Origin of the sequence: Vreelandella neptunia (assembly GCF_034479615.1) — a bacterium.
Taxonomy (GTDB): domain Bacteria; phylum Pseudomonadota; class Gammaproteobacteria; order Pseudomonadales; family Halomonadaceae; genus Vreelandella; species Vreelandella neptunia.
The window spans coordinates 2,090,109-2,102,065 of record NZ_CP140255.1 but is presented as its reverse complement, the minus strand read 5'-3'; the positions used below and the strand labels follow the sequence as shown (position 1 = coordinate 2,102,065).

Below are 11,957 nucleotides of genomic sequence, written 5' to 3'. Positions count from 1 at the left end.
TTACGCCTCTCCCTGAGTATCAGTCTCGGTGCCCACGTCTAAATCCAACGACTGCGCCCCGCGGGGATAAGCCTCTGGGTAGCGACGAATATGGAGTTTTAACTGATCGAATTGGCGCTGCAACGCTGGGGTGATATCGGCATACACATCGCTGATCAGGCTCTCTAGTGGCGGCGATGAGCGCTTCTCAGCCCGCTTCATGGTTTCTAGCACTTCACGTCGCAGGGTTTCCTGCTGGGTGGCCTCCTCCTCTTCGCTCCACCACTGTTTCTTCAGGAGCCATTTTTGCAGCCGCAGCAGTGGGTCTTTGGCGCGCCACACCTCCTCCTCATCTTTCGAGCGGTAGCCAGAAGGGTCATCGGAAGAGGAGTGTGCGGCAAGGCGATAGCTCATGGCCTCGATCAATACCGGCTGATTTTGCTCAACGGCGATCTTACGTGCCAGCCGGGTTGCCTCGTAAACAGCCAGCACGTCGTTGCCATCTACCCGGATCACATACATGTGGTAGCCAAAGGCACGCGGTGCGATACCGTCTGCCGCAAACTGCTCGACGGCAGGAGTGGAAATCGCATAGCCATTGTTACGGCAGAAGAAAATCACCGGCACCTGATGCACTGAGGCCATATTCAGCGCGGCGTGGAAATCACCCTCTGAGGCAGCGCCTTCACCAAAAAACGTTAACGTGCAGTGACCGTTGCCGGCGAGTTTTTGCCCGTAGGCGTAGCCCGTGGCCTGAGGAATCTGAGTCGCTAAGGGAGACGAGATGGTCATGTAGTGCAACTTGCGCGACCCATAGTGAATCGGCATTTGACGGCCTTTGCCGTAGTCCAGCTCGTTGCCGAACAGCTGATTCATAAATTCGTCGATGGAGAAGCCGCGATACATTAAAGCTCCCTGCTCGCGGTACTGCGCCATAATCATATCGGCGTCATTGAGCGCAGCAGTGGCGCCTACTACGGCGGCCTCCTCCCCGGTACACTGCATATAGAAGCTCAGCCGCCCTTGGCGCTGAGCCGCCATCATGCGTTCATCGAGAATGCGCGTGGCCAGCATTGCCTGATAGATACGCCGGGCATGATCACGCTCCAGCGCGGGCTCATCAGCGCCGCTATGCAGCTCACCCTCGGGGTTAAGCAGACTGAAGGTAGGAATCGAAAATTCGTCGCCGGTCATGAAGTCCGGCTGGTGTACATACTGTGTCATCATTATTGTCCTTGTTTTACCCCTTTTGAGGGCAGTGTTGTTGGTATTGACCGTTTATGCCAGTGGATTTATCTGTCATAGGCCAACGCAACATCTAGCTACCACAACGTTAAGGACAATAACGCAGCGCAAGGACTTTAGGGATGCTACTTAAGACGCAGAGAGGTTAAAACAAAGGGTTATTAAGACACAGGAAAATTAGGCATCGGAGCTGCGTGCACGCAGCTGACGCTGCAGCACTTCGAACAAGCTATCGATCGTCAGAGCCAACAACGCAATGGTCAGCGCCCCTTGCACCACATAGGCCATATTGCCGTTCACAATGCCGGAGATAATCGGGTCGCCCAGGTTACTGGCTCCCACGGTAGCCCCTAACGCGGCAGTGGCAATATTAATGGTCACCGAGGTACGGATGCCCGCCAGGATGACCGGCGCTGCCAGAGGCAGTTCAACTTGGCGCAGGATTTGCCCAGGCTTCATGCCCATCGCGTGAGCAGCCGCTTTTAAATCGCCCTCGACGCCCTGCAAACCGGCAAGGGTATTGCGCACGATAGGCAGTAGCCCGTAGAGCATTAACGCAACAATAATGGGTAAGGTACCAAACCCCAGAACGGGCACCGCCAGCGCTAAAACCGCCACTGGGGGAAACGTTTGTCCAAGCGATGCCAACTGCGCCACCAGGGGTAAAAAATCACTGCCCCAACTGCGGGTAACGGCGATGCCCGCCGCTACTCCCACGATAATGGTTACCAGTGCTGCAATGCCGACCACAAAGAGGTGGCGGCCTAGCAAGGTTACAAATCCGGCGCGATCGTAGATGACCTGCCGGGCCTCGGGCTCTATCCAGCGAAACAGGGGCTCGGCGGCCGACATGGTAACGACGCTAATCATTAGCAGCGCTCCCCAAAGCAATGGCCATAGCCATGGCGGGGCTTTTTTGTGGGACTGGGCGACGCTTAGCGAATTACTCACGCGGGTTTCCATTATCCAGTTGAGCCTCCTTGATAATTCTCCGCAACGATAGCTCGCCGACCGGTACATCATGTTGATCAACAACGGTCAATCGGTCGCTATGATCGCGCAGCATCATGGAGAGCGCCTGACGGAGCGAAAAAGTCCCCGGGATGCGCGACTGCGAGGGCAAAGTAGGCCCCATGGAGGTCATGTGATCTTTCACACGGGTTAACGCTGCTTGTTTAAGGCCCCTGTCCAGACCACCCAAAAGCGACTCGACAAAAGGGTCAGCGGGGCTTTGTAATAGCGCCAGCGGAGAACCTTGTTGCACGATTCGGCCTTCGCGCATCACAACCAAATGATCTGCCAGCTTAAGCGCTTCATCCATATCGTGGGTCACAAATACCACGGTTTTGTGCAAACGTGCCTGTAGCTTGGCCAGCTCATCCTGTAGCTTTTCACGGGTAATAGGATCAAGCGCACCGAAGGGTTCATCCATCAGCAGAATATCCGGGTCTGCCGCCAAGGCACGTGCAACACCCACTCGCTGCGCTTGCCCCCCGGAAAGCTGATGCGGGTATTTATGGCCAAACTCATCCACCGGCAAACCGAGCAAATGCATCAATTCGGCTACTCGTGACTGGACGTCCGTTGCTGACCACTTCAATAACCGTGGCACCAGACCGATGTTGCGCGCAACGTTCCAATGGGGAAACAACCCGGTGTGCTGAATCACATAGCCAATCCGGCGGCGTAACTTCACCGGGTCGTAGGCGTCAATCGCCTGACCATCAAGGATGATGTCGCCTTCGCTGTGCTCAATTAAGCGGTTGATCATACGTAGCGTGGTCGATTTACCACAGCCAGAGGTACCCACCAAGGCACAGAATTTACCCTTCGCTACCCGTAGCGAAATATCGTCCACCGCGGTTTCATCCCCAAACCGCTTGGATACGTGGGAGAGCTCAATCATCTTGTTCCTCCGGGGCGCAGCGCTTCTGCCAAGGCACCTAAGCCCGCATCCACCACCAGAGCCAACATTAAAATAGGCAGCGCGCCAAGCAGCACCATATCCATGGCGGCCTGACCCAAGCCTTGAAAAATAAACGTACCCAGCCCGCCCGCACCAATCAGAGCCGCAACGGCGGTGAGCCCAATCGCCTGAACAGTGGTAATACGCACCCCTTCCAACAGCACCGGCAGCGCCAGCGGTAACCGCACCTGCCAAAAGCGCTGCCCGGCACGCATGCCCATTCCTTTGGCGGCTTCTAAGGTCTCGGGACTCACTTGTTCAAGCGCGGTGTAGGTATTGCGCACAATAGGCAGCAGGCTATAGGCAATCAGTGCAATTAAAGCGGGCGTAGTGCCAATACCGCTAACGCCAAGCTGGCCTAAAAATGGCACGTTGGCGGCAAGCCAGGCTAGTGGCGCCAGCAATAGACCGAATAGCGCCAAGCTGGGAATGGTTTGAAGAAAATTGAGCACTGCGAACGCGCCCTTCTGGAGCCTGGCATAGCGTCTCATCAGCATGACAAGCGCTAGCCCAAGCACAATACTCACGCTGACGGCGATACCGACCAGCTTAATATGCTGCGCGACGGCACTTAGAAACTGCTGATCACGGGCTTTAAATTCTTGAACGAGAGCCAGCGTTTCCAGCCCAAAAGCTGCACATAGCCACCACACCACCGCAACACCGCATAACAATAGCGTGGGCCATATCCGCGTGAGATTTAAGCGTAGACGCAGTTCCACTAAGCACAGCAGCAGTACAAACAGAACAACCCAATACGCCGTTCCCAAGCCTAAACGCGCTTGGGGCCTCTCAGGGTCAATCAGTAAATAGCTGCTCGCCATCAACCCCACCGGCATTAGCGCCATGATCACTATCACCGCCGCTAACAGTGCTCGATAGTGGCGATGGGTTGGCTGACACGCGAGAATACCAATAAAGGAAAGCAGTAGCGTTGCTAATAGCGCGCCTGGCCAGCCAAAAGCCTCCAGTGCGCCATACCCTGTCCCCAACACAATCCGGTTTGGGGCCATGCTGACCACATCAAATAACCAGAATGCGGCCAGCATAATAAGGCTCAGGCTAACGAGCACAACGTTAGGGTGCCACCCTTCCCAACGAAGTCGCGGGGTGGGCAGTGCATCCATCAACGACATTAATTAGTTATCCCGAGCGTTAGCATTAATTTATAAGAGTACCAGGCATTAATTATTGAGCGTATCGAGGTAGTCGCTGGCCACTTGGGATGGAGACAGCCCGTTAACGGCGACATCGGCATTGAGCGTTTGCAGTGTGACCAGATCAAGACTGGTGAAAACCTCATTGAGCAGCGTTTCTATTTCTGGATAGCTTTCAAGCACGCTTTCACGCACTACCGTGGCAGGCTGATACACCGGTTGCACGCCCTTGGTATCTTCCAGCACGACCAGCCCCAGCGCACTTAAGCCACCGTCCGTGCCATAGGTCATAGCGCCATTAACACCGCTGGTCTGTTGGGCGGCAGCACGCATGGTAGCGGCGGTATTACCACCAGAGAGCACCAACAGTTGATCATCACTCAACTCAAAACCGTAGGCTTCCTGGAATGCGGGCAGTGCTTGTGAAGATTCGACAAACTCAGCGCTTGCAGCAAATTTGAACTCACCGCCGTCAGCCAAATAGGCGGCGAGATCTTCTAGACTCACCAGCTCATTTTCCTCAGCCACATCCTCGCGGACGCTCATTGCCCAAGTGTTATTAGCGCTGGCAGGCTGCAGCCATATCAAGCCTTGCTGCGCATCACGCTCGCGCACTGTTTCATAAGCTTGATCTGCATTATTCCATACTGGACTATCGGTCATATCGAAAAAAAACGCGCCATTCCCCGTGTATTCTGGGTAAAGGTCAATTTCACCCGCTTCAAGCGCAGCGCGGACAACGCTAGTTCCGCCCAGCTGTAAGCGGTTTTCGGTCGCAATGTCATTGCGCTCCAGGGTCTGAATAATCAGCTCACCCAGAACAGAGCCTTCTGTATCGATTTTCGATGACACCACCACGGGCTCGTTAGCGCTGGCTTGGGAGAATGCCGCAAGTGATACAGCACATGCAGCGATTAAGGGCTTAGCAATGAAAAAATTGGCTGAAAAGCGCATCTTTGAATTCCTTTTGAAGCGGGCTTTTAAACGACGGAGGCTCTTATATAGTCATTATAAGAGCCTCCTGCGTTTAAGTTAGCGCATAAGCCACCAACGAGAGAGAAAGGTTTTGGGTTAAGGTGCTTCAAATACCCAAGACGTGCCTTCTCGGGAGTCCTTGAGAATAATCCCTAAAGCGGCAAGCTCATCGCGGATCGCATCAGCCTGGGCGAAGTCTTTATTCGTCTTAGCCTCAATGCGCTGAGCAATTTTCGCTTCGATCTCGCTCTCACTGAGCGGCATACCCTGCTGCTGTGTGCCTTTTAAGAACGTTTGTGGCACCTGCTGAAGAAGCCCCAAAACAGACCCAAGCTGCTTTAACTCGCCCGCCAGCCTGGCAGCTTCATTAGGCTGCTCTTGCTTGGCGCGATTGACCTCCCGAGCCAGCTCAAACATCACTGCCAGGGCTTCTGGCGTATTGAAGTCATCGTCCATTACCTGGGTAAAGCGTTCACGGTAAGCCGAAGCGTCCCCACTTGCATCACCATTTGCGTCAGCATCGCCTAGCTCAATACCTTCCAGCGCGGTGTACAAGCGCGTTAGCGATTTACGTGCCTCGGTCAGTGAATCAACCGAGTAGTTGATCGGGCTACGGTAGTGGCTAGCCACCAGCAGAAAGCGCACCACCTCTGGGTCGTGCTCGGCCAGCACATCGCGAATGGTGAAAAAGTTGCCCAAGGATTTGGACATCTTTTCCTGATTCACCCGCACGGCGCCGGCGTGCATCCAGGTATTGACGTAGGTTTTGCCAGTGGCCGCTTCGCTTTGAGCGATCTCATTTTCATGGTGCGGGAAGGTTAGATCCGGCCCGCCGCCATGAATATCGAAGGTATCACCCAGGCAGCAGGTCGACATCGCCGAGCACTCGATGTGCCAGCCAGGCCGGCCGTTACCCCAGGGTGACGCCCAGTGCGCCTCCCCCGGCTTGGCGGCCTTCCACAGCACGAAATCGAGCGGGTCTTCTTTATGAACATCCACATCAACCCGGCTACCTGCACGCATATCGTCTAATTGGCGATTATTGAGCTTGCCGTAATCAGCAAATTTGCGCACCCGATAGTAGACATCCCCGTTATCGGCCGCGTAGGCAAAGCCTTTTTCAATCAGGGTTTCAATCATGGCCACGATATCGTCGATATGGCCGGTGGCGCGGGGCTCATGGCTGGGCGGCAATACAAACAGGCGCGCCTCGTCTTCGTGCATGGCATCAATCATGCGCTCTGTCAGCGCAGTGATACTTTCGCCATTCTCGTCGGCGCGCTTGAGGATCTTATCGTCGATATCGGTAATGTTGCGTACGTAGTTAACGTCATAGCCGCGCTCCCGAAGGTAGCGGGTAATGACATCAAAGGCGACCATGACGCGAGCATGACCTAAGTGGCAGTAGTCATACACCGTCATGCCGCAGACATACATGCTCACTTTACCCGCTTCCAGCGGGGTGAAAGGTTCTTTGCGGCGCGTCAGCGTATTGTAAATATGCATATGGCTATCCATGTTTGTCTTAGCCCTTCTGCTTGATTTTAGCCCAGCTATCTTTCAGCCCCACGGTACGGTTAAACACCAAATGCTCTGGTGTAGAGTCGTGGCGGTCAGCGCAGAAGTAGCCGATGCGCTCGAACTGGAAGCGTGACTCGGGGGTTGCCTCTGCTAGACTTGGCTCTCCAATGGCTTGGCAAACGACCAAAGACTCCGGATTAAGATGCTCTAGAAAATCGACATCTTTATCGCGATCAGGCTGCTCAACGGTGAACAGGTTGTCGTAAAGACGGACTTCCATTGGCACGCCGTGTGCAGCGCTGACCCAGTGAATAACACCTTTGACCTTACGGCCTTCAGGGTTTTTACCCAGCGTATCGAAATCCACCGAGCAGTGCAGTTCGCTGATCTCACCGGCGGCGTCTTTGATGACCTCGTCACAACGAATCACGTAGCTGTTGCGCAGGCGTACTTCTTTACCTGGCGCCAAGCGGAAGAACTTTTTGGGCGCATCTTCCATAAAGTCGTCTTGGTCGATATACAGCTCGCGGCTAAACGGCACCTGACGCACCGTCATATCTTCACGGGCCGGGTGACCAGGGACTTCGTACACTTCCTGGTGATCTTCCGGCACGTTGGTGAGCACGACTTTCAGCGGCTTTAACACACACATGGCGCGTGGGGCATTGTCTTCAAGATCCGAGCGAATAGCGTGGGTCAACATGGCGATATCCACCAGGCCACCGTCGGCACGGGTAACGCCTATCATCTCGCAAAACTTACGAATAGACGCGGGCGTGTAGCCACGGCGACGCATGCCGGAGATCGTCGGCATGCGCGGATCATCCCAGCCATCGACGATTTGTTCATCCACCAGCAGCTTCAGCTTACGCTTGGACGTCAGGGTGTAGTCGAGATTCAGCCGTGCAAACTCGATCTGGCGCGGCTTCGCGGGTACCGGCAGATTATTTAAAAACCACTCGTACAGCGGACGGTGATCTTCAAATTCCAGGGTGCAGATCGAGTGCGTAATACCTTCGATGGCATCTGACTGGCCATGGGTAAAGTCGTAAGAGGGATAGATTTTCCACTTATCACCGGTTTGGTGATGGGTGGCGTGGCGAATTCGATAAATTATCGGGTCGCGTAGATTGATATTGGGTGAGGCCATATCAATTTTGGCGCGCACGACCTTTTCACTTTCACCAAACTCACCTTCGCGCATGCGCGCCAGTAGATCCAGGTTCTCTTCGGCGCTGCGTTCGCGGTAAGGGCTGGCTTTGCCCGGCGCTGTTAAAGTACCACGATACTCGCGAATTTCATCCGGGGAAAGATCGTCAACGTAGGCTTTGCCTTCACGCATTAAGTGCTGCGCCCAGGCATAGAGCTGGTCGAAGTAATCAGAGGCAAAACGCACTGGGCCGGCCCATTCAAAGCCTAGCCAACTGACGTCCTCTTTGATCGCATCGATGTAGGCCTGCTCTTCTTTGGCAGGGTTAGTGTCGTCAAAACGTAGATGACACTCGCCACCCAGTTGCTCCGCCAACCCGAAATTTAGACAGATCGACTTCGCATGGCCGATATGCAGGAAGCCATTGGGCTCCGGCGGGAAGCGCGTCACGATCTTAGTGACCTGGCCGCCCTCGATTTCGTCGCGTACTTGGTTGCGAATGAAGTTCGGCGCTGGGGTGGTCTCGTTGGTCATGATGGTGTTGATAACCTCGTGGTGGATGGCGTGCTGAACCGTGAAGGCGTGCTTTAAAGACATAGGATACTCCTATGGCCCTTCGCGGTGCAGGGCAAAACCGCTATTATAACGTGACGCCGATGCACAGCGCCAAGGCGAACGCCTTTATTGAACAGGAATTTATCTATGATCGTATTACAGACGAACCACGGTGACATCACCATCGCTCTTAACCACGAAAAAGCGCCGATTAGCGCAGCGAATTTTGAGCAGTATGTGCGCGATGGGTTTTATGACGGCACTCTGTTCCACCGAGTCATCGACGGCTTTATGGTGCAAGGGGGCGGTTTCGATAAGGAGTTTAACCAAAAGCCGACCCGCGACCCTATCGAAAACGAAGCCGATAACGGCTTGAAAAACACCGTTGGCACATTAGCAATGGCACGCACCCAGGATCCCCACTCTGCCACTGCGCAGTTTTTTATCAATGTGGGCGACAATAGCTTTCTTGATCACAGCGGTAAAAGCCTGCAAGGCTGGGGCTATGCGGTGTTTGGCGAAGTCGTTGACGGCATGGATGTTGTGAACGAAATTAAAAACGTTGCCACTTCGCGCCGGGGTATGCACGCCGACGTCCCCTCTGAAGATGTCATTATCGAGCGCGCATACGTCAAAGACGCGGAATAACGCGGGGAGCCTTATGCGCACACTGCTTGTTGCCGATCTTCATCTAAGTAGCGATACCCCTGAGATCAATCAGGGATTTTACCGCTACCTTGAGCACACGGCCCCCGGGGCAGATGCTCTCTACATCCTGGGTGACCTTTTCGATGCCTGGATAGGGGACGACCTGCTCGACGCCACCCATCATCCGCTTAGCGTTGTTGCCCATGAGGTGATTCGCCATTTACGCAAGCTTAGTAGCAACGGTACAGCGGTGTACCTCATGCACGGCAATCGAGATTTTCTGCTGGGCGAACGCTTCATAAGTGCCTGCCAGGCATTTCTGCTACCGGATGTTGAGGAAGTGGAAATTCAAGGCGTTCCCGTCTTATTGCTACACGGTGATAGTCTGTGTACCCAGGATGAAGCGTATATGGCTTTTCGCAAACAGTCGCGCAATCCAGAGTGGCAGGCACAGATGCTTGCGCTACCTTTGGAACAGCGCGTCGCACTTGCGCAGAGCTTGCGTACTCAATCCGGTGAAGCCAATGCTAATAAAGCTGAAGCGATTATGGATGTGACGCCACAAGAAGTTATTGCGCTGATGGAGCAACACGGCTTGACCACCATGATCCACGGTCACACTCACCGCCCCAGAGTACATGACTTAACGGTTGAGGACGTGCCTGCCAAGCGCTATGTGCTAGGCGACTGGGATGCCCAGCACGGTTGGGATATTATCATTGAGCGCACCGATCATACTGCGCCTAGGCTGCGTCAGTTCTCTTTAACGGAACTACCTGATTTCTGACCGCTGTTTCCGGGTAGCAAAAAGCCGATCATGTGATCGGCTTTTTGCTATTGCTGTATTAAATTCGCATTAAGCGAATCTATCGCTCTATTTCTGCATCGCTGCGCAAGTCATCAATCAGTCCCTGCAGCACCGATTGGGCACGCAACTGCTCGGCCATTTGCGCAACAAATGTCTCCATCTGCTCATCGACCTCACCGACGCTTACGCTATCCAGCGCTACCACAGCAACACCTTGCGGTAGTTCAACCGTGCGATAGACGCTCTCACCCTCTTCAGGGCGCGGCATACGGAAGGCTTCCTGGACAATCAACTGAGGCACAGTGGTTTCAGCTTGACGGCTTACGCTGTTGGCTTCGAGCCAATCCACATCAACCTGTTGATCTTCTCGTAGGCCTTCGAGCAGTGCCTGCGCTTCTTCACGCAGCGCTTGCTGCTGCTGCTCAGCGGCCACTGAAATCTCGACTTCCTCACGTACCTCATCAAGCGGCAACAGAGTCGCATCGCGCTGTTCGGCAACCCGCAGAACCAAGCGACGATCCTGATCCAGCTCGATCACTTCGCTGTTGTAGCCCTCTTCAAATACGTCGTTGCTAAAGGCTGCCGACATTACGCCAGGCTCAGACAGCACCCCTTCAGCCTCATCATCACGAGCAAGCCAATCGCTCTCCTGCAGCGTTAGATCAAGCTCATCGGCAACGCTCTGCAAGTCGTCGGCAGCGAAGCTCTCATCAATCAGCTGTTGAACTCGCTGGTTAAACTCATCATCAACTTCGCGCAGCGCTACTTCCCGCGCCAACTCATCGCGCTGCTCTTCAAAGGTGGTGCCCTGAATATCAGTTACCTGAATGATGTGAAAAGCGTTATCCAACTCAACCGGCTGGGAAACATCGCCTTCTTCGAGACCAAAGGCCGCTTCATCAAAGGTGTCGCCAAAGAAGCCACGGCTGATCACACCCAGATCGCCGCCCTCTTCTGCGCTGGCCGTGTCGTCAGAATAGCGCAAGGCGGTATCCGCAAACGAATCACCGCTGTCCAGGGCTTCCCGAGCAGTCTCAGCCAATTGCTGCGCCTCATCGCGAGTGCGCTCATTACCAAAGGTGATCATGATATGGGATACACGCCGGTCAGCATCACGATTTTGCTCGCGCCAGGCGTCACGCAGGGCCTCTTCGTCTACCTCAACCCCCTCCGCCATGGCTTGGCGGTCAATCAGCACATACTCAAGGCGCACCTGCTCAGGACGCTCATAGCGCTCCTGATGGGCATCGTAATATGCTTGTAGATCGCCCTCACTGACGTCGATATCGGCGTCAACATCGTCGCCGTCCAGCAAGATATAGCGGAAACTACGCTGCTGGCGCTGTAATTCAGCTAGCCGCTCTTGCTCGTTGGGCAGGCTAAAATCACTGAAGGCTAAGCCTTGCTGTAAATGCTGGCGCTGGATATCGACGCGTAACTCTTCACGAAAGGAGACCGGCGTATAGCCAGCGCCGGCGAGACGATTTCTAAACACCTCAGCGGAGAAGCGGCCATCCTGATCATGAAATTCCGGCAGACTGACAATCAACTGATCTAGCTGTTCTTCTGAAACGGCAAAGCCACCCTCTTCAGCGTATTGGGATAACAGCTGCTGGGTGATGAGTTGATCAAGCATATCGTTGCGCAATGCTCGTTCTTGCTCTGGCGGTACTTGGCCCGAACGCAGCGCGCGCTGAACCTCAATTTCAACCTGCTGGCGCATAATCGGCTGACCGTTGACGCTCGCTACTTCGTTCGGATCGCTGCCAAAAAGCCCAAACAGTGACTCAATCCCGAAAAGCGCCATGGCCGCGACCATAACACCGATAATAATTTTGGCACCCCAGCTCCTGGAGCCATCTCGAATACTTTGCAGCATGCTAGCCTCAGATAGTCACAGCCAAATACAGTGGCCCGCTAAACTCTTATGAACAGTGGGCCAGAAAATAACAT

10 protein-coding genes are annotated in these 11,957 nt (G+C 54.4%); 2 read left to right on the top strand and 8 right to left on the bottom strand.

The features are described from left to right. From SR894_RS09745 to SR894_RS09715, 7 genes are all read right to left on the bottom strand, one after another. On the bottom strand, positions 1-1,203 hold the full coding sequence (locus tag SR894_RS09745) for a thiamine pyrophosphate-dependent dehydrogenase E1 component subunit alpha (RefSeq protein WP_223289019.1): 1,203 nt from the start codon (positions 1,201-1,203) through the stop codon (positions 1-3). A 198-nt stretch (positions 1,204-1,401) separates the two neighbouring features. Further along, positions 1,402-2,187 (bottom strand): ABC transporter permease, encoded by a 786-nt coding sequence (locus tag SR894_RS09740; protein WP_275951334.1) that lies wholly within the window; start codon positions 2,185-2,187, stop codon positions 1,402-1,404. After that, complete coding sequence (locus SR894_RS09735) at positions 2,168-3,130, bottom strand: ABC transporter ATP-binding protein (protein ID WP_133732883.1); 963 nt, start codon at positions 3,128-3,130, stop codon at positions 2,168-2,170. The genes SR894_RS09740 and SR894_RS09735 overlap by 20 nt, the downstream gene beginning before the upstream one ends. Further along, positions 3,127-4,326: an ABC transporter permease gene (locus SR894_RS09730; protein ID WP_223289020.1), complete on the bottom strand. Its 1,200-nt coding sequence runs from the start codon at positions 4,324-4,326 to the stop codon at positions 3,127-3,129. The genes SR894_RS09735 and SR894_RS09730 overlap by 4 nt, the downstream gene beginning before the upstream one ends. Positions 4,327-4,374: 48 nt before the next feature. Beyond that, positions 4,375-5,301, bottom strand: coding sequence for a glycine betaine ABC transporter substrate-binding protein OsmF (gene osmF / locus SR894_RS09725; RefSeq protein ID WP_223289021.1), 927 nt, complete (start codon positions 5,299-5,301; stop codon positions 4,375-4,377). Positions 5,302-5,418: 117 nt separating this feature from the next. Then, a complete protein-coding gene (cysS, locus tag SR894_RS09720; RefSeq protein WP_223289022.1) occupies positions 5,419-6,828 on the bottom strand; it encodes a cysteine--tRNA ligase in 1,410 nt (469 codons plus the stop codon). 19 nt (positions 6,829-6,847) lie between these two features. Continuing rightward, a complete protein-coding gene (locus tag SR894_RS09715) occupies positions 6,848-8,527 on the bottom strand; it encodes a glutamine--tRNA ligase/YqeY domain fusion protein (RefSeq protein ID WP_133732922.1) in 1,680 nt (559 codons plus the stop codon). 168 nt (positions 8,528-8,695) lie between these two features. Between SR894_RS09715 and SR894_RS09710 the strand changes: the two genes are divergently transcribed. Continuing rightward, complete coding sequence (locus SR894_RS09710) at positions 8,696-9,196, top strand: peptidylprolyl isomerase (protein ID WP_133732887.1); 501 nt, start codon at positions 8,696-8,698, stop codon at positions 9,194-9,196. A gap of 13 nt (positions 9,197-9,209) precedes the next feature. Then, complete coding sequence (locus tag SR894_RS09705) at positions 9,210-9,983, top strand: UDP-2,3-diacylglucosamine diphosphatase (RefSeq protein ID WP_133732888.1); 774 nt, start codon at positions 9,210-9,212, stop codon at positions 9,981-9,983. 79 nt (positions 9,984-10,062) lie between these two features. Here SR894_RS09705 and SR894_RS09700 read toward each other — a convergent pair whose 3' ends face one another. Then, the gene (locus SR894_RS09700) at positions 10,063-11,883 is read right to left on the bottom strand and encodes a SurA N-terminal domain-containing protein (RefSeq protein WP_223289023.1); all 1,821 of its coding nucleotides are present in this window, start codon (positions 11,881-11,883) and stop codon (positions 10,063-10,065) included. Positions 11,884-11,957 lie beyond the last annotated feature (74 nt).

Excerpts from the sequence above, each read along its gene's own strand:
- cysS (WP_223289022.1), bottom strand. The coding sequence starts at position 6,828 with ATGCATATTTACAATACGCTGACGCGCCGCAAAGAACCTTTCACCCCG.
- SR894_RS09730 (WP_223289020.1), bottom strand. The coding sequence starts at position 4,326 with ATGTCGTTGATGGATGCACTGCCCACCCCGCGACTTCGTTGGGAAGGG.
- SR894_RS09700 (WP_223289023.1), bottom strand. The coding sequence starts at position 11,883 with ATGCTGCAAAGTATTCGAGATGGCTCCAGGAGCTGGGGTGCCAAAATT.
- SR894_RS09705 (WP_133732888.1), top strand. The coding sequence starts at position 9,210 with ATGCGCACACTGCTTGTTGCCGATCTTCATCTAAGTAGCGATACCCCT.
- SR894_RS09715 (WP_133732922.1), bottom strand. The coding sequence starts at position 8,527 with ATGACCAACGAGACCACCCCAGCGCCGAACTTCATTCGCAACCAAGTA.
- SR894_RS09745 (WP_223289019.1), bottom strand. The coding sequence starts at position 1,203 with ATGACACAGTATGTACACCAGCCGGACTTCATGACCGGCGACGAATTT.
- SR894_RS09710 (WP_133732887.1), top strand. The coding sequence starts at position 8,696 with ATGATCGTATTACAGACGAACCACGGTGACATCACCATCGCTCTTAAC.
- SR894_RS09735 (WP_133732883.1), bottom strand. The coding sequence starts at position 3,130 with ATGATTGAGCTCTCCCACGTATCCAAGCGGTTTGGGGATGAAACCGCG.
- SR894_RS09740 (WP_275951334.1), bottom strand. The coding sequence starts at position 2,187 with ATGGAAACCCGCGTGAGTAATTCGCTAAGCGTCGCCCAGTCCCACAAA.
- osmF (WP_223289021.1), bottom strand. The coding sequence starts at position 5,301 with ATGCGCTTTTCAGCCAATTTTTTCATTGCTAAGCCCTTAATCGCTGCA.